This is a genomic window from Mesorhizobium sp. UC74_2 (assembly GCF_042701485.1).
Lineage (GTDB): Bacteria > Pseudomonadota > Alphaproteobacteria > Rhizobiales > Rhizobiaceae > Mesorhizobium.
This window is the reverse complement of the sequence record NZ_CP170562.1, coordinates 4,218,255-4,240,182: the sequence shown is the minus strand read 5'-3', so window position 1 is coordinate 4,240,182 and position 21,928 is coordinate 4,218,255. Positions and strand designations below refer to the sequence as shown.

Genomic DNA, 21,928 nt, shown 5'->3' with positions numbered 1-21,928 from the left:
AATGCGAATGATGTTGGGGGTCAGGCGTGGCTGGGCAGCCGGGGCACGACGAGGCCGCGCAGCACAGCGGGCCGGGCGCCGATTGCCATGTACCAGCGGGCGAGGCTGGGCGTGGCGTCGAGCGAGAGCCCGAGCTTGGTCAGGCCGGCATGGATCCAGGGCCAGGTCATCACATCGGCGATGCCATAGGCGTCGCCGACAATGTGGGCGTGGCGCGACAGCTGGCTTTCCAGGACGCGGAAGACGCGGTTTGCCTCGGCCTCGAAGCGGCCGATGACATAGGGGATCTTCTCCGGTGCGAAGATCTTGTAGTTCCAGAGCTGGCCGAGTGTCGGCCCGACATGCGCGGCCTGGAACAGGGTCCAGCTCTGTACCTCGGTGCGTTCGGCATCGGAGCCCGGCACCAGCACGCCGGAACGGTCGGCCAGATAATGCAGGATCGCGCCGGATTCGAAGACGGTGCGGCCCCTGTCCGGGTCGACGATGACCGGGATCTTGTTATTGGGATTGAGTGCCAGGAACTCCGGCGTTCTCTGCTCGCCAGCCTCGATGTCAACGATCTGGACCTCGTAGGGCAATCCGGTTTCCTCGAGCATGATCGAGGCCTTGTGGCCGTTCGGCGTCTGGTAGGTGTAGAGCTGGAGGGGGGTCATCTCTTGGTCTCCTTCGACCGGCCCGTCCCGATCGTTGGATTGTAGGTAGACTGTGCTGCTTTGCAGTACGATCTGTCAGTTTGCCATCACGATCTGCAAAAATGCACATAGATCGATGGCGGCGCAGCTCGTCCAGGAAAAGAACTGGATTTGGAGTGTGGGCTGGCGACCGGCTTTGAAATCACGGGCAAGGGCACTGCAACGGTGCTCGCCTGATGCGCGATCCTGCGTTAGGCTCGTGCAATCATGCACAGCAATTACCGCATCGACTGGGAAGATCTGCGCTTCGTGCTGGCGGTGGCGGAGACGAGTTCGCTCGCCGCCGCGGCCCGTTCGCTCGGCGTCAACCACACCACCGTGCTGCGGCGGGTCGGCGCCTTCGAGCAGAAGCTCGGCGTGCGCCTGTTCGACCGTCTGCCGACCGGCTACACGCTGACGGCTGGCGGCGAGGAACTGCTGGCCGTGTCAAGGCAGATGGCGGAAACCGTCACCGAGCTCGAGCGCCGCCTGACCGGACAGGACCTGCGCCTCGAAGGCAGCCTGCGTATCACCACCACCGACACGCTGATGGCGTCGGTGCTGCCATCGATCCTGGCGGCTTTTCGCCAGCGCCACCCCGGCGTGCTGCTTGAAGTGGCCACGGCCAATGCCTTTGCCAACCTTACCCATCGTGACGCCGATGTCGCCGTGCGCCCGGCCATGGACCCGCCGGAGACCCTGGTCGGCCGCCGTATCTCGGGCATAGCCTTCGCCATCTACGCCGCGCCCGCCTACCTCCGGGAACGTGGTCTCGAACCCAGGGACGATCTGGCGGTAACCGATGAACGCTGGATCGGCCTCAGCGATGCGCTGGCTGGCTCGAGCGTCGCCCGATGGATGCGCGCCACGCTGCCTGGCGCGGCTTCGGTGCTGCGTTGCGACTCGCTGGTCGCGGCTCGCGAGGCAGCAGCTGCCGGCCTCGGCCTTGTCGGCCTGCCATGTTATCTCGGCGAAAGGACGCCCGGCCTTGTGCGCATCGGCTCTCCCGTTGCCGAGATGGCAACGGCGCTGTGGATCCTCACCCATGAGGACCTGCGCCGCACCGCCCGCGTCAGCGCTTTCACCGAATTCGCCGGCCAGGCGCTGACGAAACACCGTCCGCTGTTCGAGGCAAGCCAGGGGTAGGAGGCGCGCGCCGCATCCACCAGAGCGTTTCCGTTTTTCACGGAAACGCGGAAACGCTCTAAGTTTTTGTTTTCGTCGCATTTTTGTAACGCCAAGTGATTCCACTTGGCTACAAAATGCTCCAAAAGCCCGCCCAGCCGAGGCTGAGCGGGCGGCCGTTGGAGCCGGAATGTGACATCGGACCGCCAAAAGCTACTACACCAGCGGCCCATATATTTCTTCAGGCTAATGTCTCGACGAGGCAAGGCCCGGATTCTGATATTTTTCTGAAATTTGCGTTTCAGGACGGATGGCCCGGCAAGACCTTCATCTCGCCGCCGGGACGACAGAATGCGGTAATCTTCGCGGGGCATGGATCGCTGGAGCGTTTCCGTTCGCTCCAGCTCTCCAGGAGGAGCCGTTGCCGCTCGTCGATATCGTTCACCCGTCCGGCTCGGTTACCGAAGAGCAGCAGGAACGCATCTCCGAAAGGATCACCGCTGCTGCCATTGCCGCCGAGGGTCTTCCGGACAACGCGCGATCACGCGGCATCGCCGTCATTGCCTGGCACGCGGCGGACCGTGTTTTTGTCGGGGGAAAACCTTCCGACCACCCACGTTTCGACGTCCAGGTGCGGGCCTTCGCGGAAGCCCTGACCCACCAGCGTCGGGTCGAACTTGTGGACCAGATCACAGAGGCATTCCGCGCCGAGGGCAGTGACGGCCGCACTGTCTGGTGCACCTTCCATCCGTTGCAGCGCGGAAGCTTCGGCGCAGGCGGCAGCCTGGTTTCCTACGATCAGGTCCAGGCCATGACACACGATTGAACCTGTCGGCTCGTCCGGGTCGGGACGGCTTGCGTCACTACGATCCGACGGTGACCACGAAGTGCTTCGTCACCGGCTCGATGATCTTCCAGGTCCCCTTGAAGTCGGCTTCCACGACAAACGCATCGCCCGGACCGACTTCGACCGGATCGCCGCCGTCCGGAGTGATGATGATGCGGCCGGCGATCATGTGGACGAATTCATAATCGGTGTAGGTTGCATGATAGGTGCCTGGGGTCGCTTGCCATGTGCCCGACAGAACCTTGCCATCCTGGGTGGTGTGCTGGACGGCGGTCTTCATCGTCGGCTTTCCTTCGACCACCACCCAGCCCGGCAGGTCACTGGAATCGGCGTTCTCCACCTTGCCGAACTTGATAAGTGTGCTGCGTGTCACCGTGAACCTCTCCCAATTGGATTTGCGGGCGGGGTGCCCGCAATTCGAATATCCGATGCGTCAAATTCAGGCAACTTCGTTTCCTGCTGGTGATCGAAGCCTGAGGCGCTCCGGAGTTATCCCAACCGTTCGCTCGCATCGCCCGCCCCGGCGAGCCGGGGCGGGCGATGATGTCCTGCCGTCAGAACTTGACGTTGAGATCGGCCCGCACGCCGTGGTCGCTGATCTTCGATCCGGCCTGGCCATGGTAGGAGATGCCGAGCGTCGCTCGCGGCGCGATGGCGAAGTCCAGCCCGGCTTCGATGACCGCGGCATCCTTCGCGATCGGCGCACCGGCGATCGTGAAAGCGCTGCTGCCGGTGAAGGCCTGGCTGATGGTTGGCGTCACATCGCCATAGGCATGGCGCCAGCCGATCATGCCGCGTGCCGTCGCCCTTGTTGAGCCGATGTCGAAATCGGTCGAAGCGCGGATGCCGAGCGTGGTGAAGCTGTTGTCGTTGGAACCGCTGTGGACGCTCAGCGCCGATGCCCCGCCGGTTTCATTGAAGCCATTGGTGTGGACATTGACATAGGCGAGGTTGGCGAAGGGTTCGAAGGCGATGCTGCCGGCCTTGATGCCGTAGCCGAGTTCGCCGAACAGCTGCGTGGTGCCGGCGCGGTAGGACCCGGTCAGGCTGTCGCTGAGGCCGGGGAAGGCGACCTGCCGGCTCGTATCGATCTCGCTCCATGTGTAGGCAAGGCCCGAGCGCAGCGACAGCGCACCCATCCCGGTACCGCCATAGATGCCGAGATGATAGTTGTCGCTCGAAGCCGAAGAACGCCTGTCATCGACCTTGAGCGAGGAATGGCTGTAGCCGGCCACGAAGCCGAGGCGGACATCGTCGGTGACAAGACCGTCAACACCGGTGACGAAGCCACCGATCGAACGGTTCAGCCTGGCGGCGTTGCCGTCGCCGCCGAAATGTCCCCACGATCCGAACACCGAGCCCCAGGCGCCATAGCGTTCGGAAGCAACCGAAGCCGTGGTGATTGCTTTCGCATCCTCGCCATAGCCCATCGGCGGCAACGGCTCGGCGCCGACGGTCCCGAAGGCCGAGCGCAGGCGGTCATTGATGGCCTCGCGCACGAAGCGGCTGTCTTCGATGAGACCCGTCACCGTCGAGGCATTGACCTCGCCCGACAGGCTGTCGAAGGCGGCGCGTCCCTCGTCGGCCGACAGCACCAGCAGCTTGTTGTAGAGCGCCAGTGGTGCGCCGCTCTGCTGCAGCGTATCCAGCGCGCCGGCCGTCTGCTTCTGGTTGTAGGTGTTGGCGACCTTGGCGAAGACCGGCTTTCCGCCACCCGGCTCCTGCGGCTTCTTGATGGCGATCTTCAGGTCGACGGCATTGGTGCTCTGGGCAAGCGTCGCTTCGAGGAAGGCCGAGCGGGCCAGCACGGCCGGATCGAAGCCGCCGGTCACACCGCCGGCCGCCGTCAGGATCGTGTAGGTCTGGCTCGTCTGGTAGCTGGTCTGTGCGTCCAGCGCCGTGACTGCCACGGTGCCGCCCCCGAGTGTTGCCTTGCCGGTGGCGGCAATGCGGTCGCCAGTGCCATTGCCGGCGATCTCGACCTCATAGGTCGAACCGGTTGCGAACGAGACGTCACCCGCCACATTCAGCGTGCCGATCGAATTGCCCGGCGCCACCACGCCGCCATTGGCAACGCTCATGCCGCCGATCGTGCCGTTGCCTTGCAGGCGGCCACCCGCCAGCACATCGAGCGTGCCGCCGAGTTTGCCGTCTACGGAGAGGATGCCTTGCCCGATGGAGGTCTTGCCGGCAAAAGCCGAGCTGTCGCCGGTGAGTTTCAGCGTGCCTGCGCCGGTCTTGGCCAGGCTGCCATTGCCGGCGATGCTGCCCGACAGCGTCAATGTCGTGCCCGTACCAGTCAGCAGCGCACCGTTGCCGGTGATTGTCAGTGAACGTGCGCTGGCGATGTCGGCGGTCGTGTGCAGTGCGCCGCCATCGAGGCTCAGCCCGCCGGAAGCTGCGCCGAGATTGGCGTCGGCTGAGATTTGCAGCGTACCGCCGTTGATCGCCGTGCCGCCGCTATAGGTGTTGATGCCGCCGAGCACCAGCGTGCCGAGATCGGTCTTGACCAGCCGGGAATTGCCTTGCAGCACAGCGCTGATGGTGGCGGTGTAGCCGGCACCGTCGCTGGTGCCGTCGCCGACGCGGATGACACTATCGGGCGAACCGGCAAGAGTCAGGGCATCGCCCGTCACGACATAGCCGTTGATGGCGAACTGCATGCCGGCGACCGTCACCGGCGCCGCGCCGGAATTGTCCACCGTCACCGTGCCCGCCGCAGCCTGGAAGACGGCGAAGTTGCCGTTGGTCCATGGCGCGTTCACCACGCCGTCGCGGGTGGCCCAGCCATTGTTGGCAACGTCATTGCGCCAGATGCCCGAGCCGCCGTCGACCCGGCCGTTGTTGCCGGGATTGGAAGGCGGGTTGATCGGGTCCCAATAGCTGAAGGCGAGCCCAGCGGTGTTGACGAGGTTGACCTGCTTGTCGACCGCTGTCTGCACGAACACCGTTCCCGGCAGCGTGCCGGCGGGAAGGCTGCCGACGTTCAGGCCATTGTCGCTCAATGTGCCGCCATAGCTGGCGATGCGATAGACGCCCGGACCGAACGTGCCGCCCGGTGCCATGGCGATGTTGAGTGTGCCGTTCAGCGTCAGGTCGCCGCCGACCTTGACCAGATCATTCAAGGCGCCGCCGGCGACATTGGCCTGGCCGAAATCATAAGTAAGGTTGCTGTTTTCGTTGAGATTGAGATTGCCGTTGATGGTCAGCGTGCCGGGGGCAGCACCGGCGTCGCCGGGCGCCAGTGTCGCGTCGTTGTTGATTGTCACGTCACCGCCGATGGTGCCGTTGCCGCCCAGAGAGGCTCCGGAGGCGACGAGAGCTAGGCCGGTGGCCGCTGTCTGGTTGCCGTTGACGAGCAGGGTGCCGTTGGTCACCAGCGTGGCGCCGGCATAGCTGTTGGCGCCCGCCAGCGTGGTGACGCCGCCGCCGACCTGCTGCACTGAACCGCTGCCGGAGATGAGGCCGGCCAGGGTCAGAGCGTTGCTGCGGTTGAAGACGAGAGCGGCGTTGTTGACGACATTGCCGGTGATCGAGCCGGACGTGGAGCCATTGCCGAGCTGCAGCGCGCCGGCAGCGATCGTGGTGTTGCCGGAATAGCTGTTGGTGCCGGTCAGCGTCAGCGTGCCCATTCCGGACTTGGCCAGTCCGCCCGGGCCTGAAACGATGCCGGTCAACGTCAACATCGTGCCGACATCGGTCAGCACGGTGCCGTTTCCGGCCAGCGTCACATTGCGCGCACTCGCAATACTCGCCGTTGTCTGCAACGTGCCACCATTGAAGGTCAGGTTGCCGGAAGCCGCGCCAAGATTGGCGTCGGAGGAAATCGAGAGCACGCCCTGGCTCAGTGTCCATGCGGTGGCGGCGGCCGTGGTGCCGGTCAACGTCCAGGTGCCGGTGCCGGTCTTTTCGAAATGGCCGAATCCGTCATACTTGGCGCCGGTACCGATCTGCGAGACATCGAAAGTACCGTTGATGGCGCCGCCCAGCCTGAAGGTGTCGGCTGCGCCGAACGCCTTCACATTGCCGGCGATGTTGGAACCGACCTGGATTTCCAGCGTGTTGACGCCGCCGGTGAACTGGATGGCCTGGCCGGCGATGCCGCCAATCACTGAACCGGCGCCGCCACTGATCTCGCCGGCATTGATGATCGTGATGTTGGAGCCCTTGATGCCTGCACCACCATCGCCCCCGCTGTTCCCCGTGCCGCCAAGGCCGCCGGTGATCTTGCCGGTGGTCGTGTTGAAGACGGTGCCTCCAGAAACCACCCTTATGCCAGCGCCGCCGTCACCGGCGTCGACATTGGCTGAACCGTTGCCGCCTTTGCCGCCTGTCAGCGTTCCGCTGTTCTGGAGTGTTCCGTTGCCGCTCAGCACGATCGCGGCTGCGCCACCGCCACCGCCGCCGCCAAGCGTGTTGCCATTTCCGCCGGCACCGCCGACGACGGCACCAGTCGCGTCCACCGTCACATCGCTGGTCGAAAAGATGCCGGCGCCACCACCGCCGGCACCGCCACTTCCCGCGGGTTGGGTGCCGGTCGTCCGTCCTGCGCCGCCGGTTATGGTCACGCCGCCCAGAACCGTGACCTTCGCCGTTGCGCTGACGCCGACACCGCCGCCACCCTGGCCGCCCGGCATTCCTGCAACCAGAGGGGCGGCTGTGCCCATTCCGCCGCTGACCGACGCATTGAGGATCGTGTCGATGGTGACCGTCTGGCCCGTCGTGCCGTTCGCACCTCTCGCGCCGCCAACGGTGCGGATGGTGGCACCACCGGGAGCACCGTTGCCAGTGGTCAGGTCGAGGCCACCGCCGCCGCCGCCGTTGAGGGTGCTGTTGCCGGTGGCATCCTTGCCCGTCGCCTCGGCCAGCGTGCCATCGATGCCGCCAGCGCCACCCGTTCCGCCGGCATTCGACCGGCCATCGCCGCCATCGGCCCAGGCGGATGCCGAGCTAAATGCCAACCCGAGCGCCATAAGCGCGGCAAACGAAACGCTGGCGCTCAAGACAGTCTGTTTGGAATATCGCTGGGTCGACACAGGCTGTGGCCCCCTCCTGCCGCGGGGCCGCCACCCCGGTATGCCTTTAGCCAGGTAAATAAAGTTGAGAGAATCAACTGTCGATCTCAACTTACCTTGCGGCACGAGGAATAAAAGCAAGCTCTAATGAACGCAATCGCCTAAAAGCCTGCCCGCATTTGGACCAGCAAAAGGGTTTATAAACCCTATCCTTGCAGGCCCAAAAAGCGGGCGAATCTTCTGTTGCCTTGTTGCTATCGGCGTGCAGCGACGCGTTTGGGCTCATCGAAATCGAAGGGGAACAGCGTGGTGATCGCCTGTTCGACAGCGGCTTCCGTTTCCGGCCTTGCGACTGTCAGTGGCAGGCGCACGTCCGGACTCAGTCCAAGCAGGCGGTGCAAGGCGTATTTCACCGCCACCGGATTGGTTTCGCGTTCCAGCGCGGCAACCAGCGGTTCCAGCCGGTGACGGATCGTCCGGGCCGAGAGCAGGTCGCCGGCGCGGCAGGCGCGAAACATTTCCGCGCAGAGGCCCGGCGCCACGTTGGCGGCGACCGAAATCGCGCCGGCGCCACAGATAGTGTTGAAGGCGAGTGCGGTGGCATCGTGCCCGGAAAATTGCAGGAAGTCCGCGCCGGCAAGCTTGGCGGTGCGCTCGGGTCGGTCGAGGTCGCCGGTGGCGTCCTTGATGCCGATGATCGCTGGAAAGGCTGCCAGCCTGCGCACCGTGTCCGGCAACAGGTCGACGCCGGTGCGCGTCGGCACGTTGTAGAGGATCAGCGGGATGGTCGTCGCCTGTGCGATCGCCGCGAAGTGGCGGTAGAGGCCCTCCTGGCTAGGCTTGTTGTAATAAGGCGTCACGACGAGGGCTGCATCCGCGCCGCAGGCGGCGGCGGCCAGCGTCGTGGCGATCGTCTCATCCGTGCTGTTCGAACCGGTGCCGGCGATCACCGGGACCTGGCCGGCGACGGTTTCGACGCAGCGGCGCGTGACGGCGAGGCGTTCGTCATGCGTCAGCGTCGGCGCTTCGCCGGTGGTGCCGCAGACGACGACGCCGTCTATGCCGTGCTCGAGCTGCCAGCGGATCAGGAAATCGAATGCGGTCATGTCGACCGCGCCCTTGCGGAACGGTGTCGGCAGCGCGGAAATGGCGCCTTTGAGGCGGGTTCTGTCGATGTGCATCGGGGTTCTCTTTGCGGGATCCGGACCGGCCTGACGCGCGCCGCAGGGCGGGGGCATGGCGCAGCGTCGCCGGCCGGTCCGAAACGGGTTGTGTCAGTTGAAGAGCGATAGGCGGGTGCCGTCCGGCGCAAGGCGGACGCAGCCGGCCTTGTGGTCGCTTTCGGTCTCGGCGAAATGGATCGCCGCTGCCTTGTCGGCGAAGACGCCGCCGGTCAGGCCGAGTTCATCGCGGGCGATCCAGCGCCCGTCGCCATCGCGTCCGACCAGGAAACGGTGGATCGCGGAAGGAGGCTCCGAAATCAGCGAGTTACGCATTGCCGGTCACCCGATGAGCTGGTGGAAACCGGCAATCGCGGCAAAGAAGATGCCGACCACCAGGAAAAGCCGCACGAACATCAGCGGCTCGCTGTTTTGCATGCTGCGCGCGACGGCATGGGGCATGCGGTCGTCGTTGTCGGGGAGGTAATAGCTGTACATGTCTCGTTCCTTTCGCACCGCGCCTTGAAGCGTGTGCAGCCGGGAAGTTAGGAGCCCCGGCATAAGGGTTCGAGACAGAAGGCAGGGATGAAAGATAAGGATTTTGTAAGGGTGGGGCGGAAAAGGAATGGCGTGGCGGCCGGCCCGGGAAGCCGGTTTCCAGGGGACTCATGGCAACGCATGTGATGCAGCGCGCTGTCCGATGGTCGTGCCTTATGAACCCGCGGCAACCGTCATCAGATTGTCGTTCAGCCGCTTCGCCGCCTTGCGGAAGTCGGCGAGCCGGGGCGCCATCGTCGCTTCGAGGATTGCGGCGGCGCCGGCGCCCATGACCTTTTCCAGGCTTTGCTTGTACTCTGGGATCGCCGCCCAGTCGGCCACCGTCGTTTCCATCGCTTCGAGATGGTACTGGAAACCATAGGCGTGCTGCCCCCAGCGGATCGCCTGCGTTGCGCAGGCGGCATTGCTGGCCAGGATTTCGGCGCCTTCGGGCAGGCGCGCGATTTCCGCACCGTGCCATTGCAGGCAATCGACCGTCGGCCCGAGGCCGGCAAAGATCCGATCGCTGCGGCCGGCCGCGGTCAGCTCGACCGAAGCCAGCCCGACTTCGGGCCTGCCCATCAGTCCGACCGTGCCGCCAAGTGCTGCACCCAGCAACTGGTGGCCGAGGCAGATGCCGAGATAGGGCCGCCCGAGTTCGGCGACCCAGCGCCGGATCGCTGCCTTCTCGGGCACCAGCCAGGGATGGGCCTCTTCCTGCCAGACATCCATCGGTCCGCCGAACACGGCGAGCAGGTCGAAACCGTCGAAGGCGGGGACGGGCTCGCCCGCGTCGAGCTCGACCGGCACCCAGTCATGCCCTTGTTCGGCCCAGAAATCGCGGAAGATGCCGGGATGTTCGACATCGACATGCTGGAAGACGAGAATGCGCATGGATTTCTCCGTCGGGTCGCTCGGGACGGACTATTGCATAGCCGGGCGGCGTTGGTTTCCCAATGATCCAGACGTAAGGTTCGGCCATCACAACGCCTGGCGCGTTCGGCGCCATGGCGGTTTGTTGACAAGGTCCGGCCGTTTCCGGCAAGAGCGGGAGCAATTCCAGGAAAAGCGTGTAGCGGTTTTCCGTCCGGAATTGCGTAGAAACAAAGAGTTAGAGCGTTTCCAGGAAAACGGAAACGCTCCAGGATCCATCGGAACCAGTTCATGACCAATGTCGCCCTGACCGGACTTGCCCGCGACCTCGCCCGGCGCGCCGACGAGGGCAGGCCGGTGCGCATCGGCGTCATCGGTTCCGGAGAAATGGGTACCGACCTCGTCACGCAGGGCATGCTGATGCCGGGCATCGAGGTCTGCGCCATTTCGACGAGGCGCCCGCACACCGCGCGCGAGGCCATCCGCATCGCCTATGGCGACGAGTTGATGGCGCGCGAGGCGGAGAACCAGGCCCAGGTCACCGCGGCGATCGAGGCAGGCAGGATCGCCATCACCACCAACGACATGCTGGTAACCAACCCGCTGGTCGACGTGGTGATCGACGCCACCGGCAAGCCCGGTGTTGCCGCCGACTTCTGCCTGTCGGCGATGGAGCACGGCAAACATCTGGTGATGATGAATGTCGAGGCCGACGTCACCATCGGCTGCCTGCTGAAGAAGGAGGCCGACCGGCTCGGCGTCGTCTATTCGCTCGGCGCCGGCGACGAGCCCTCCTCCTGCATGGAATTGATCGAGTTCGTGTCCGCGCTTGGCTGCACGGTCGTCGCTGCCGGCAAAGGCAAGAACAATCCGCTCAATCATGATGCGGTGCCTGACGACTATCGTGCCGAGGCTTTGGCGCGCAACATGAACCCGCGCATGCTGGTCGAGTTCGTCGATGGCTCCAAGACCATGGTCGAGATGTGCGCGATCGCCAACGCCACCGGCCTGGTGCCGGACAGGCCGGGCATGCACGGCCCCGCCGCCAACCGCGACGAACTGGCCAAGGTGCTGATCCCGCGCGCCGACGGTGGCGTGCTGTCGAAGAAGGGCGTGGTCGACTACACCATCGGCAAGGGCGTGGCGCCCGGCGTTTTCGTCATTGTCGAAGCCACGCATCCGCGCGTTATCGAACGTCTGGACGATCTGCATGTCGGCAAGGGCCCCTATTATGGCCTGTTCCGGCCCTATCACCTGACCTCGCTGGAAGTGCCGCTGACGGCAGCCCGCATCATGCTCTACGGCAAGCCCGACATGGTGCCGCTGCCGTGCCCCGTCGCCGAGGTCTGCGCGGTGGCCAAGCGCGATCTCGCTGCCGGCGAGACCTTCGATGCCATAGGCGAGACCTGCTACCGCTCCTGGACTATGACGGTTGGGGAAGCGCGCGCCGAGCACGCCGTGCCGGTCGGCCTTCTCGAGGGCGGCAAGGTGCTGAAGCCGGTGAAGAAGGGCGAACTGCTCACAGCCGGCAACGCCGCTCCGGACAGCTCGACGCGACTCTATGCGCTGCGCCGTCAGCAGGACGAGATGCTCTACGGAGCGATGCAGGGCTGATCGGGTTCGCTGCTTACAGCTTCAGCAACTGATCATCTCGTCCGCCAAGCCGCTCCGCACCCGGGACATCGGCAACGCCAACGCGGCGCGGATGCCATGCCACGGCACGAGCAATCTCCGCGATGGCGTCCAGGTCGTGCGCATCGGTGCCGCTATCCAGCAGGACGAGCTGTGACCAATAGGCCGCGGATATGTTCATCACGACGTCCAGCCAGAGCTGGCCGTCATCGGCCCGCACGAGAATCCACTGCCAGTCGGCGAGCGCCAGCACCTGTCCGGAGCTTTCCGTCCCGTCGGCCCGGATCCTGACCGGATCGCCGACCTTCAGCGCCTCAGGTTCCGTCACCTTGAGATCCTGTCAACGGGTCACTTGCCCAGTTCCACCGATCGTGCCCTTGCTGCCTCGACGGCCTCACCGATGAGGCTCTTCAGCCTGTCGCCGCCCATCAGCACGCCGAGCGCTGCTGCCGTCGTGCCGTTCGGGCTGGTCACCTGCTGGCGCAGCAGGCCGGGTTCTTCGCCGCTTTCAGCCGCGAGCGTGGCAGCGCCATAGACCGTCTGCATGGCAAGCAGCTTCGCCGTCCCGACAGGCAGGCCGGCCTGTTCGCCGGCGGCGGTCAGGCATTCGATGAAATGGAAGATGTAGGCGGGTCCCGAACCCGAAACGGCGGTCACGGCATCCATCTGGGCTTCATCGTCGATCGTTGCTACGGCGCCGCTCGAGGAGAGCAGATCGGCCACCAGGCTCCTGGCGGCTTCTGAGACCAGGCTGTTGGAAAACACCACCATCATGCCCTTGCCGATGGCGGCAGGGGTGTTCGGCATGCAGCGCACGATCGGCGTGCGGTCGCCCAGGATGCCGGCAAAGGTGGCGACCGGCGTGCCTGCGGCGACGCTGAGGAAGGTCGTCTCGCCATTGCCGAATTTCGTGTAGGCAGCCGTCACCTCGCGGATCACCTGCGGCTTGACCGCCAGCACGACGATCGCGGGTTTTGTATCCGCCGGAATGTCTGCCGCGTCCGCCACCGCCGGGCAGCCCAGCGCTTCCGCGCGGGCGCGCAGCGCATCGGCGGGCTCCACGACCAGCACTTCCGCAGCCTTCAGCTTGCCGGATTTCACCCAGCCGGCCAGCATGGCGTAACCCATATTGCCGCAGCCGGCGAGAACAAGCTTGATGGTCATGAAAGCCTCCGGAAAGCCCTTCCTTAGACGGTCGTGCAAGGGGGTGGAAGAGAGACGCTTATCTTCTCCTTGCGCAAGAAGATAAAAACACCCCCATGCGCCTTAATCATCGCTTCATCGCCCTTTGCTAATGAAGCGCGCCGGGCGATAGTGCGGGCTTCTCCCGTCCGCATCATCGCTGCGTCAGCAATGCCCGTGTCGAAGATGGGAAACCTTCAGGTGCCGCGCCAGCCGTGGTGCGGCTTTGATCGGGAGGCGGGCAGAACAGGTGCCTGCTGTCGGGAACTTCGGCATGGGATGCACACGATCGGTTCTGGGAGTTTCCGTCGCCAGCCTGGGCTGGGAGGAGGCGTTGTCGCAGCTTGCCGGCCTGGTGCGCGACAGGCGCTTCACCAAGGTCACCTTCCTCAACGCGCACAACGCCAACATTGCTTCGGTCGATGACAGTTTCGCGGGCGCGCTGGGCGATTTCCTGGTCTTGCCGGACGGCATCGGCGTCGATATCGCCGCCAGGCTGCTCTACGGCCGGAAGTTCCCGGCCAATCTCAACGGCACCGATTTCGTACCGGACCTGCTCATGGCCATCAAGGAGCCGCTGACGGTTGGTTTGCTCGGCGCCACACGCGCCAATGCCGAGGGCGCCGGCGCCAGGCTGCGCCAGCTGGTGCCTCAGCACAGGATCATCGTCTTTCACGATGGCTTCTTTTCGTCGGCGGAGGAGCGGGGCATCGTCCAGCAACTGGCCGAGCATCGGCCCGACATCCTGCTCGTCGCCATGGGCGTGCCGCGCCAGGAATTGTGGATTGCCCGCAATCTCGACCATCGCCATTGCACGCTGCCCCTGGCTGTCGGTGCGCTGTTCGATTTCCTGAGCGGCGCCGTGCCGCGCGCGCCGCTCTGGCTGCGCAGGCTGAGGCTAGAATGGGCATTCCGGCTCATCGTCGAACCTGGCCGGATGTGGCGCCGCTATCTCATAGGCAACCCGCTGTTCCTGTGCCGTGTCATCCGCCAGAAACGGACGGCATCTCCGCCCCGGATGATCCGGTAAACGTGTTGCCGCGGAGCGCCCAAGGAGTTGCCCGGTCGGGCAATCGGTAAGCCTAAGCCTACATATGGTTGCCAGGACAAGCAGGTGGAGTTTCGAGTTTACGGCATGCAACGGCGTTTTGGCGGGATTGCATTGGTGGAATTTCGTGAGAAGGTCGCGCCTCTGTTCTGGCATGAACGTGATTTGGCTGACCGGGTGAAGCATGGCTGACGTGATCGATGGAAAAAAAGTGGCCGAGGATGTGGTCGGCAAGGTCAAGGCGCTGACCGCAGCCCTTGCCGGTACCAGGCCCGGCCTTGCCGTCGTCATCGTCGGTGAAGACCCGGCCAGCCAGGTCTATGTCGCCTCGAAGTCCCGTACCGCCAAGGAGTGCGGCTTCCATTCCGTGCAGCACACGCTGCCGGCCGAGACGAGCGAAGCCGGCCTGCTCGGCATCATCGCCGATCTCAACGCCGACCCGGCCATTCATGGCATCCTGGTGCAATTGCCGCTGCCGGACCATGTCGATGCCGGCAAGGTCATCCAGGCGATTGCGCCGGAAAAGGATGTCGACGGCTTCCACTTCATCAATGTCGGCAAGCTCGGCGCCGGCGAACTTGAAACCGCCTTCGTGCCCTGCACGCCCGCCGGCTCGATGCTGCTGATCGAGCGCGTGCGCGGCAAGGACCTGTCCGGGCTGAACGCCGTTGTCGTCGGCCGTTCCAACATTGTCGGCAAGCCGATGGCCAACCTGCTGCTTGCCGCCAACTGCACCGTCACCATCGCACACAGCCGCACGAAGGATCTGCCCGCGCTGGCCCGCACGGCTGATATCCTGGTGGCGGCGGTCGGCCGACCGGAAATGGTCAAGGGCGATTGGGTCAAGCCGGGCGCCACCGTCATCGACGTCGGCATCAACCGTATTCCAGCGCCCGAGAAGGGCGAGGGCAAGACGCGCCTGGTCGGCGATGTCGCTTATGCCGAAGCCGCGGCCGTTGCCGGCGCCATCACACCGGTGCCCGGGGGCGTCGGTCCGATGACGATCGCCATGCTGATGGCCAACACGGTTATTTCCGCCTATCTTGCCGCCGGACTCGACCGACCATCCTTCTGATCGCCAGCATTTGAGAGCCCAGCTTTGCCGACGCCTCCTGTTCCGATAGAACGGCCCATCATGACGGAAGCCGTTCAAGGCGGCAGGCGCTTCGCCTTCCTGCTGGTCGACAAGTTTCCGATGTTTTCCGTGGCGGCTGCGATCGACGTGGTGCGCTCGGCCAACCGCCTGCTCGGCCATGACTTCTACAGCTGGACCACCGTTTCGCCGGACGGCGATGCGGTTACCGCCTCCAACGACCTGCCGCTGAAGGTCGATTATGCCGTTGCCGACGTGCCGCCGGTCGATATCCTGTTTGTCTGCGCCGCGCTCAACCTGGAATTCCCCGGCAAGTCGAAGGTGCTCGGCGCCCTGCGTACCTGGGGGCGGCGCGGCGGCGTGCTGGGGGCGCTTTCGGTGGGCTCCTATGTGCTTGCCGAAGCCGGTCAGCTCGAGGGGCATCGCTGCACCATCCACTGGGAGAACCGTGCCGGTTTCATGGAGCGCTTCCCGGACATCGAATGCACCGGAAACGTCTTCGAGATCGACCGCAAGCGCTACACCAGTGCCGGCGGCACCACCTCGATCGACCTGATGCTGGAGATCGTGCGTACCGATTTCGGCGCCAATCTCGCCAATGCCGTTGCCAACCAGTTCCAGCACGAACGCATCCGTTCGGCCGTCGATCGCCAGCGCGTCGGACCGGAACGCGACCTGACCGGCAAGTCGGAGAAGCTGCGCAAGATCGTCGAACTGATGGCCGATCATCTCGACGAGCCCTTGTCGGCCGTGCAACTCGCCAAGTCGGCGGGGCTCTCGGTGCGGCAGGTGGAGCGGCTGTTCCTCAGGCACCTGACCGTAACGCCGGGGCGCTATTACATGCGGCTTCGGCTCGAGCGTGCCCGCGAACTGCTGCGCCAGACCAACATGCCGATCCTCGACGTGGCGATCGCCACCGGCTTCACCTCGCATTCCTATTTCGCGCAGAGCTACCGGCTGCAGTTCGGCCGCCCGCCGAGTGAAGAGCGGCGCACGACCTATTGAGCCGGGCGGCGATCGCTGCTCAACTCGCCAGGAAACCGCCATCGGCGGCCAGGACATGCCCGACGATGTAGGCGGACTGGTCGGAGGCAAGCCAGACAACCGCTTCGGCCACGTCCTCGGGCCGGCCCATGCGGCGCAGCGGCAGGCCCGCCGCCACGGCCTCCATGCTTCCGACGCCGGCCGCGGCCCTCATCATCATGTCGGTCACGACGCGGCCCGGCGCGACGGCATTGATGCGCACGCCGTGCGGGGCATAGGCCATGGCGGTGGAGCGCATCAGGGAAATCGCCGCTGCCTTGGATGCCGAGTAGAGCGCAAAGCCAGGATTGGGATTGCGGATGCCGCTTACGGAGGCGTTGATGACGATCCTCCCGCTTTGCTGTGCCAGCATGACGGCGAGCTGATGTTTGAGAGACAGGAAGACCGAGCGCACATTGGTGTCGAAAACAGCGTCGAAGACATCGCTGTCCTGTTGTTCCAGCGGCGCGGGACGTTCCTGATAGCCGGCATTGTTGAAGGCCGCGTCCAGCCTGCCGAACCGCGCGACAATGGTTTGCACGAGATGCCTGACGTCTTCTTCCCGTGTCACATCCGTGCGCAGGAAAAGACCCTCGGCGCCTGCCGCACGGCAGGCCTGTGCGACAGCCTCTCCTTCCTCGTCACGACGGCCGGCGACAATGACTGCTGCTGCTCCAGCCTCCGCCATCCGCAGGGCTGTCGCCCGGCCGATGCCACTGCCGCCTCCAGTGACAAGGCAGACCAGGCCATCCATCCGGCCTGTTTCTCTCTCGGCGCTGACATTCGGGACCTCGGCTGACATGATGATCCTGCATTGTCCGGTTTGGATTCAGAGAATAAAGTTGTATCATACAACCAATAGGACACAAGGAAGCATTGTGGTGAGCGAAAGCGAAACGTTCGAGATCCAGAAGGTCCGCGATTCATCGCGCAGGATCGTGCGCGAACTCGGCTTCATGAAGCCGACCGTGGCGGGCACCGACCTGCCACCGTCGGCAGTCCATTCGATCATCGAGATCGGTTCCAATGACGGGCTGACCGCGGGCGCGCTTGGGGAAATCCTCAATCTCGAGAAATCGAGCGTCAGCCGGATGCTGCGCAAACTGATCGATGCCGGCGAAGTCGAAGAGCGCGTCAACCCGAACGATGCCCGCTCGAAACTTCTGCGGCTGACGGTGCATGGAGAAGCCACGTTTACAGCGATCAATCGTTTCGGCCATGGCCAGGTGGCGGCAGCCTTCCTGCATCTGTCCGACGACCAGCGTCGCATCGTCGTGGCCGGGCTCTCGGCCTATGCCGAAGCGTTGCATCGGGTCCGTTCCGAAGAGCGCCAGGTCTAGATATCCTGGTCGCCCGTCGCGTCGGTTATTGCGGATTCCCTTCCTCCCGCTGAACCGCTATCTTCGCCGCTTCGTCGGATCGGGCCAGGCTCGCGAGAGGGATACCATGTCGATTTTTGCCAGATGGATCGCAGCCGTCGTGACGGCACTGCTGCTCACCGCGCCAGCGCTCGGCGCCGACCGCACCATCATCATTCTCGATGCTTCCGGCTCGATGTGGGGACAGATCGACGGCAAGCCGAAGCTCGAGATCGCGCGCCAGTCGCTGCGCACGGTGCTGCAGTCGCTGCCCGCCGACAGGGAGGTGGGCTTCATGGCTTACGGCCATCGCGAGAAAGGCAGCTGCGAGGACATCGAATTGATCGTTCCGCCGGCCGCCGGCACGGCAGGCGCCATCACGACGGCCGCCGACTCCATGAAGTTCCTCGGCAAGACGCCGCTGACGGCCGCCGTGCGCAAGGCCGCCGAAGCGCTGAAATACACCGAGGACAAGGCAACCGTCGTCCTGATCACCGACGGGCTCGAGACCTGCAATGCCGATCCTTGCGCGCTCGGCAAGGAACTGAAGGCATCCGGCGTCGACTTCACCGCCCATGTCGTCGGTTTCGGCCTGACGACGGATGAAGGCCGGCAGGTGGCGTGCCTCGCCGAAAACACCGGCGGCAAATACATCCAGGCGACCGACGCAGCCGGCCTCGAAGACGCGCTCAAGCAGACTGTCGCCGAGAAGCCGGCGCCCGAACCCAAGCCGGCGCCAGCGCCGGAACCGGCAAAGGTTGAATTCAATCTGGCGCCGACCATGACCCTGGCCGAAGGCAACCCCGACATCACCACCGACATCGGCCAGTCCTGGGTGCTCTACAAGGCCAATGCCGGCGGTGGTCGCGGCGACTATGTCTCGACCGAGTATGGCGCATGGAAAGGCAATGCCGAGCCCGGCAAATACGTTCTCGTCGCCAAGGTCGGCCATGTCGAGCACGATCAGGCCGTGACGATCGACGCCGGCAAGGTCGCCGCGCCACGTTATGTGCTGGATGCCGGCACGCTGATCGTGCGCGCTCATGCCAGCGAGGGCTCGGAGATTGCCGACGGTGCTGCCATCCAGGTCAAGTATCCCGGTGACGGCACGACCACCTATTACGGTCAGATGAAAGCTGTCTTTCCGGCTGGCGAACAGGAAATCACCGTCAAGGTCGGCGAAGGTACCGCGACCGAGACGGTCACGCTGAAAGCCGGCGAGACGGTCGAGAAGGACATCGTCGTCGGCGTCGGCAAGGTGGCGGCCAACGCCTTCTATGTCGCGGGTGACAAGGTGGATTCCGGCGGCCTGGTCGTGCGTGTGCTGAAGGCCGAGAAGAACCTGGCCGGCGAGCGCCAGGATGTTTCAACCTCCTATGGACCGGATCAGCAGTTCGACCTGCCTGCCGGCAACTACGTCCTGCAGGCCAGGATGGACGAGGCGGTCGCCGAGGCCCCCTTCACGGTGAAGGTCGGCGAAAGGGTCGACGTTGATGTCGTGCTCAACGCCGGTGTGCTCGCCGCGACCGCGGACGGTGCCAAGAACATCGAGGTCTTCGCAGCCAGGAAGGATATCGAGGGCAAGCGTCAGGCTTTCGGCAACTCCTACGACGCAACGCATCAGGCCGCCTTGCCTGCCGGCGACTATGTCGTGGTGGCGACTCGCGGCGATGACGACGCCAAGTCCGAGATACCCGTCACGATCAAGGCCGGCGAACGCACTGAAGTGACGGTGCCGTAAAGGCTTGAGCGCCGCCTTCTCCCTCATGAGGGAGAAGGCGGAAGGCATCATCCAAAAGCACTGGCGCCGTGGTCGGCGCGGCCGGCCATCTGGCGAAAGCCGGCGAACAGCTCGCGGCCCAGCCCGTATTCGTGCTCGGACAGGTCGGCCGAGGCCGAGGACCGCACGGCGAACTCACCGGCCGGCACCAGCACTTCCAGCGTGCCGGCCTCGCCGTCGAGCCTGACGATGTCGCCGTCATGCACGCGGGCGATCGGGCCGTCTTCCAGTGCTTCCGGCGTGACGTGGATCGCCGCCGGCACCTTGCCGGAGGCGCCCGACATGCGCCCGTCGGTGACCAGCGCCACGCACTGGCCGCGATCCTGCAGGATGCCGAGCACCGTCGTCAGCTTGTGCAGCTCCGGCATGCCATTGGCCTTCGGACCCTGGAAGCGGATGACGGCAACGAAATCGCCGGTCAGCTCGCCGGCCTTGAAGGCGTCGTTCAGGCCCTGCTGGCTGTGAAACACCTTGGCCGGCGCCTCGATGATGCGCCGTTCCGGCTTCACCGCCGAGGTCTTGATGATGGCATGGCCGAGATTGCCGGCGAGCACCTTGAGGCCGCCGGTCGCCTGGAAGGCCTGCTTCACCGGCACCAGCACCTTTTCGTCGCCGCTCACCGCGGGTGCGGCCTCGCGCACGACGGAACCGTCCGCGCCAAGCCTGGCTTCGACGGTATAGGGGCGCAGGCCTTCGCCCCACACCGTCTGCACGTCTTCATGCAGCAGGCCGGCATCGAGCAGCTCGCGGATCATGAAGCCGAGGCCGCCGGCGGCGTGGAAGTGGTTCACGTCGGAAAGCCCGTTCGGATAGACGCGGGCAAGCAGCGGCACTGCTTCGGAAAGGTCTGAAATGTCCTGCCAGGTCAGCTTGATGCCAGCTGCGGCCGCCATCGCGATCAAATGGATGGTGTGGTTGGTCGAGCCGCCGGTGGCATGCAGGCCGACGATGCCGTTGACGAAGGAACGCTCGTCGATCATGCGGCCGACCGGGGTGTAGGCATTGCCCATGGCGGTCAGGCTCAGCGCCCGCTTGGTGGCTTCGCGGGTCAGCGCGTCGCGCAGCGGCGTGCCGGGATTGACGAAGGAAGCGCCCGGCGTATGCAGGCCCATGATCTCCATCAGCATCTGGTTTGAATTGGCGGTGCCGTAGAAGGTGCAGGTGCCTGGGCCGTGATAGGATTTGGATTCCGCCTCCAGCAGTTCGGCGCGGCCGCATTTGCCTTCGGCATAAAGCTGGCGCACGCGCGCCTTCTCGTCATTCGGGATGCCGGAGGTCATCGGTCCGGCCGGAATGAAGACGGCCGGGAGATGGCCGAAGGTGAGGGCGGCGATCACCAGTCCCGGCACGATCTTGTCGCAGACGCCGAGATAGACGGCGGCGTCGAACATGTTGTGCGAAAGGCCGATCGCCGCAGCCATGGCGATCACGTCGCGCGAGAACAGCGACAGTTCCATGCCAGGCTGGCCCTGGGTCACGCCATCGCACATGGCGGGCACGCCGCCAGCAACCTGGGCGATGCCGCCGGCTTCCGTCGCTGCCTGCTTGATGAGCTGCGGATAGTTCTCGAACGGCTGATGCGCCGACAACATGTCGTTGTAGGAGGTGATGATGCCGAGGTTCGGCACGCGGTCGGCGCCGAGCGCGACCTTCTCCGACGGGCTGCAGACGGCAAAGCCATGGGCGAGGTTGCCGCAGGACAGCACGCCGCGGTTGGCGGAATGGCTCGATGCCGCGGCGATGCGGCCGAGATAGGTCTCCCGGCTGGCGCGGGAGCGCTCGCGGATGCGGCTGGTGATGGCTTCGATGTCGGATCTGGCTGTCATGGCTATCGTCCTTTCGCGAAGGCGACGGCACGCCAGGCCGTCCGGCCTTCGCCATTCACAATCAGGGTGCCCAGAAGATTTCGACCGGGCCTGTCGCTGCGTCGATGACGCGGCGGATCGGCAGTGTCGATCCTGGCGCCAGCGCCTTTTCCAATGTCGCCAGCTTTTCGGCGCCTTCGATGTGCAGGGCGAGGAAACGTGCCCGGCGGATCAGCGAAAGCGTCAGCGTCAGCCGCAGCTCGCCGGCGCTGTCGGCATGGACGGCGGCGATCTCGTCGCTCAAGGTCGGGTCGAGCAGGCTTTCCAGTTCCCTCGCATCCGGGAAGAACGAGGCGGTATGGCCGTCATTGCCCATGCCGAGGATGGCGACATCAGGCGGGTTGAAGAAGGTCGTCAGGAAATGCTCGGCCTCCTTCAGATCCGCATCGAGCTCGCCGTTGTGGTAGAGCGGCAGGAAATGAGCAGTGGCGGCTGCGTTCTGCAGCAGCTTGGCTTTCACCAGTCCGGCATTGGAGCGCGGCGAGGTGTCGGGCACATAACGTTCGTCGATCAGCGTAACGTTGACGCTGCTCCAGTCGATGTCGGCGGCCGACAGCACTTCGAAGAAGCGGGCAGGCGTCGAGCCACCCGAGACGGCGAGGCTTGCTGCCCGCGTTGCGCGGATTTCAGCCGATAGCGTGCCGGCAACCGTCTTGGCGAGCCCTGCCGCAAGGCTTTCCCGGTCCGCGAAGTCGTTGCGGCGATAGTTTCCTGCCATC

General features: G+C 64.9%; 20 protein-coding genes. 8 read left to right on the top strand and 12 right to left on the bottom strand.

Features of this window, described 5'->3' with window-relative positions; all coding sequences use genetic code 11:
• Nucleotides 1-20: 20 nt before the first annotated feature.
• Nucleotides 21-653, bottom strand: coding sequence for a glutathione S-transferase family protein (locus tag ACFJIU_RS20560; protein ID WP_379063012.1), 633 nt, complete (start codon nucleotides 651-653; stop codon nucleotides 21-23).
• Nucleotides 654-899: 246 nt separating this feature from the next.
• Between ACFJIU_RS20560 and ACFJIU_RS20555 the strand changes: the two genes are divergently transcribed.
• Both ACFJIU_RS20555 and ACFJIU_RS20550 read left to right on the top strand, forming a co-directional pair.
• The gene (locus ACFJIU_RS20555; RefSeq protein ID WP_379063010.1) at nucleotides 900-1,817 is read left to right on the top strand and encodes a LysR family transcriptional regulator; all 918 of its coding nucleotides are present in this window, start codon (nucleotides 900-902) and stop codon (nucleotides 1,815-1,817) included.
• A 400-nt stretch (nucleotides 1,818-2,217) separates the two neighbouring features.
• Nucleotides 2,218-2,622 carry a tautomerase family protein gene (locus ACFJIU_RS20550; RefSeq protein ID WP_379063009.1) on the top strand — a complete coding sequence of 135 codons (405 nt, stop codon included), beginning with the start codon at nucleotides 2,218-2,220 and terminating at the stop codon, nucleotides 2,620-2,622.
• Between the two features lie 37 nt (nucleotides 2,623-2,659).
• Here the strand turns inward: ACFJIU_RS20550 and ACFJIU_RS20545 are convergent, their stop codons facing one another.
• The 6 genes from ACFJIU_RS20545 to ACFJIU_RS20520 all read right to left on the bottom strand — a co-directional run bounded on the left by ACFJIU_RS20545 (nucleotide 2,660) and on the right by ACFJIU_RS20520 (nucleotide 10,249).
• Nucleotides 2,660-3,016, bottom strand: coding sequence for a cupin domain-containing protein (locus ACFJIU_RS20545; RefSeq protein WP_379063007.1), 357 nt, complete (start codon nucleotides 3,014-3,016; stop codon nucleotides 2,660-2,662).
• A 181-nt stretch (nucleotides 3,017-3,197) separates the two neighbouring features.
• Complete coding sequence (locus ACFJIU_RS20540) at nucleotides 3,198-7,646, bottom strand: autotransporter domain-containing protein (RefSeq protein ID WP_379063005.1); 4,449 nt, start codon at nucleotides 7,644-7,646, stop codon at nucleotides 3,198-3,200.
• Between the two features lie 266 nt (nucleotides 7,647-7,912).
• Nucleotides 7,913-8,839, bottom strand: coding sequence for a 4-hydroxy-tetrahydrodipicolinate synthase (gene dapA, locus ACFJIU_RS20535; protein ID WP_379063003.1), 927 nt, complete (start codon nucleotides 8,837-8,839; stop codon nucleotides 7,913-7,915).
• A 93-nt stretch (nucleotides 8,840-8,932) separates the two neighbouring features.
• Nucleotides 8,933-9,154, bottom strand: a complete 222-nt coding sequence (locus ACFJIU_RS20530) for a hypothetical protein (RefSeq protein ID WP_379063001.1) — start codon at nucleotides 9,152-9,154, stop codon at nucleotides 8,933-8,935.
• A 6-nt stretch (nucleotides 9,155-9,160) separates the two neighbouring features.
• The gene (locus tag ACFJIU_RS20525) at nucleotides 9,161-9,316 is read right to left on the bottom strand and encodes a hypothetical protein (RefSeq protein ID WP_379062999.1); all 156 of its coding nucleotides are present in this window, start codon (nucleotides 9,314-9,316) and stop codon (nucleotides 9,161-9,163) included.
• Nucleotides 9,317-9,529: 213 nt separating this feature from the next.
• Nucleotides 9,530-10,249 (bottom strand): type 1 glutamine amidotransferase, encoded by a 720-nt coding sequence (locus tag ACFJIU_RS20520; protein ID WP_379062997.1) that lies wholly within the window; start codon nucleotides 10,247-10,249, stop codon nucleotides 9,530-9,532.
• Nucleotides 10,250-10,519: 270 nt separating this feature from the next.
• Here ACFJIU_RS20520 and ACFJIU_RS20515 point away from each other — a divergent pair, with 270 nt between their 5' ends.
• A complete protein-coding gene (locus ACFJIU_RS20515; RefSeq protein WP_379062995.1) occupies nucleotides 10,520-11,842 on the top strand; it encodes an NAD(P)H-dependent oxidoreductase in 1,323 nt (440 codons plus the stop codon).
• Nucleotides 11,843-11,855: 13 nt separating this feature from the next.
• Here the strand turns inward: ACFJIU_RS20515 and ACFJIU_RS20510 are convergent, their stop codons facing one another.
• Together ACFJIU_RS20510 and proC are read right to left on the bottom strand one after the other, a co-directional pair.
• On the bottom strand, nucleotides 11,856-12,188 hold the full coding sequence (locus tag ACFJIU_RS20510; protein WP_379062993.1) for a hypothetical protein: 333 nt from the start codon (nucleotides 12,186-12,188) through the stop codon (nucleotides 11,856-11,858).
• A gap of 20 nt (nucleotides 12,189-12,208) precedes the next feature.
• Complete coding sequence (gene proC, locus ACFJIU_RS20505) at nucleotides 12,209-13,024, bottom strand: pyrroline-5-carboxylate reductase (RefSeq protein ID WP_379062991.1); 816 nt, start codon at nucleotides 13,022-13,024, stop codon at nucleotides 12,209-12,211.
• Nucleotides 13,025-13,316: 292 nt separating this feature from the next.
• On the opposite strand from proC, the gene ACFJIU_RS20500 reads away from it, so the two are divergent.
• The 3 genes from ACFJIU_RS20500 (at nucleotide 13,317) to ACFJIU_RS20490 (ending at nucleotide 16,188) form a co-directional block, all read left to right on the top strand.
• On the top strand, nucleotides 13,317-14,072 hold the full coding sequence (locus ACFJIU_RS20500) for a WecB/TagA/CpsF family glycosyltransferase (RefSeq protein WP_379062989.1): 756 nt from the start codon (nucleotides 13,317-13,319) through the stop codon (nucleotides 14,070-14,072).
• A gap of 202 nt (nucleotides 14,073-14,274) precedes the next feature.
• A complete protein-coding gene (locus ACFJIU_RS20495; RefSeq protein ID WP_379062987.1) occupies nucleotides 14,275-15,165 on the top strand; it encodes a bifunctional methylenetetrahydrofolate dehydrogenase/methenyltetrahydrofolate cyclohydrolase in 891 nt (296 codons plus the stop codon).
• Nucleotides 15,166-15,225: 60 nt separating this feature from the next.
• The gene (locus ACFJIU_RS20490; protein ID WP_379062985.1) at nucleotides 15,226-16,188 is read left to right on the top strand and encodes a GlxA family transcriptional regulator; all 963 of its coding nucleotides are present in this window, start codon (nucleotides 15,226-15,228) and stop codon (nucleotides 16,186-16,188) included.
• Between the two features lie 19 nt (nucleotides 16,189-16,207).
• Here ACFJIU_RS20490 and ACFJIU_RS20485 read toward each other — a convergent pair whose 3' ends face one another.
• On the bottom strand, nucleotides 16,208-17,008 hold the full coding sequence (locus ACFJIU_RS20485; RefSeq protein WP_379062983.1) for an SDR family NAD(P)-dependent oxidoreductase: 801 nt from the start codon (nucleotides 17,006-17,008) through the stop codon (nucleotides 16,208-16,210).
• A gap of 79 nt (nucleotides 17,009-17,087) precedes the next feature.
• Here ACFJIU_RS20485 and ACFJIU_RS20480 point away from each other — a divergent pair, with 79 nt between their 5' ends.
• Both ACFJIU_RS20480 and ACFJIU_RS20475 read left to right on the top strand, forming a co-directional pair.
• Nucleotides 17,088-17,546 carry a MarR family winged helix-turn-helix transcriptional regulator gene (locus tag ACFJIU_RS20480; protein ID WP_379062981.1) on the top strand — a complete coding sequence of 153 codons (459 nt, stop codon included), beginning with the start codon at nucleotides 17,088-17,090 and terminating at the stop codon, nucleotides 17,544-17,546.
• A 106-nt stretch (nucleotides 17,547-17,652) separates the two neighbouring features.
• Entirely contained in the window at nucleotides 17,653-19,305 is a 1,653-nt protein-coding gene (locus ACFJIU_RS20475; RefSeq protein WP_379062979.1) for a VWA domain-containing protein, read from the top strand.
• 47 nt (nucleotides 19,306-19,352) lie between these two features.
• Here ACFJIU_RS20475 and edd read toward each other — a convergent pair whose 3' ends face one another.
• Nucleotides 19,353-21,170, bottom strand: a complete 1,818-nt coding sequence (gene edd / locus ACFJIU_RS20470) for a phosphogluconate dehydratase (protein WP_379062977.1) — start codon at nucleotides 21,168-21,170, stop codon at nucleotides 19,353-19,355.
• Nucleotides 21,171-21,231: 61 nt separating this feature from the next.
• Nucleotides 21,232-21,927 (bottom strand): 6-phosphogluconolactonase, encoded by a 696-nt coding sequence (gene pgl, locus ACFJIU_RS20465; RefSeq protein WP_379062975.1) that lies wholly within the window; start codon nucleotides 21,925-21,927, stop codon nucleotides 21,232-21,234.
• Between the last annotated feature and the right edge of the window lies 1 nt (nucleotide 21,928).

Coding starts and splice junctions, on each gene's coding strand:
- ACFJIU_RS20560 (WP_379063012.1), bottom strand. CDS start 653: ATGACCCCCCTCCAGCTCTACACCTACCAGACGCCGAACGGCCACAAG.
- ACFJIU_RS20555 (WP_379063010.1), top strand. CDS start 900: ATGCACAGCAATTACCGCATCGACTGGGAAGATCTGCGCTTCGTGCTG.
- dapA (WP_379063003.1), bottom strand. CDS start 8,839: ATGCACATCGACAGAACCCGCCTCAAAGGCGCCATTTCCGCGCTGCCG.
- ACFJIU_RS20530 (WP_379063001.1), bottom strand. CDS start 9,154: ATGCGTAACTCGCTGATTTCGGAGCCTCCTTCCGCGATCCACCGTTTC.
- ACFJIU_RS20525 (WP_379062999.1), bottom strand. CDS start 9,316: ATGTACAGCTATTACCTCCCCGACAACGACGACCGCATGCCCCATGCC.
- ACFJIU_RS20520 (WP_379062997.1), bottom strand. CDS start 10,249: ATGCGCATTCTCGTCTTCCAGCATGTCGATGTCGAACATCCCGGCATC.
- ACFJIU_RS20515 (WP_379062995.1), top strand. CDS start 10,520: ATGACCAATGTCGCCCTGACCGGACTTGCCCGCGACCTCGCCCGGCGC.
- proC (WP_379062991.1), bottom strand. CDS start 13,024: ATGACCATCAAGCTTGTTCTCGCCGGCTGCGGCAATATGGGTTACGCC.
- ACFJIU_RS20500 (WP_379062989.1), top strand. CDS start 13,317: ATGGGATGCACACGATCGGTTCTGGGAGTTTCCGTCGCCAGCCTGGGC.
- ACFJIU_RS20495 (WP_379062987.1), top strand. CDS start 14,275: ATGGCTGACGTGATCGATGGAAAAAAAGTGGCCGAGGATGTGGTCGGC.
- ACFJIU_RS20490 (WP_379062985.1), top strand. CDS start 15,226: ATGACGGAAGCCGTTCAAGGCGGCAGGCGCTTCGCCTTCCTGCTGGTC.
- ACFJIU_RS20485 (WP_379062983.1), bottom strand. CDS start 17,008: ATGTCAGCCGAGGTCCCGAATGTCAGCGCCGAGAGAGAAACAGGCCGG.
- ACFJIU_RS20475 (WP_379062979.1), top strand. CDS start 17,653: ATGTCGATTTTTGCCAGATGGATCGCAGCCGTCGTGACGGCACTGCTG.
- edd (WP_379062977.1), bottom strand. CDS start 21,170: ATGACAGCCAGATCCGACATCGAAGCCATCACCAGCCGCATCCGCGAG.
- pgl (WP_379062975.1), bottom strand. CDS start 21,927: ATGGCAGGAAACTATCGCCGCAACGACTTCGCGGACCGGGAAAGCCTT.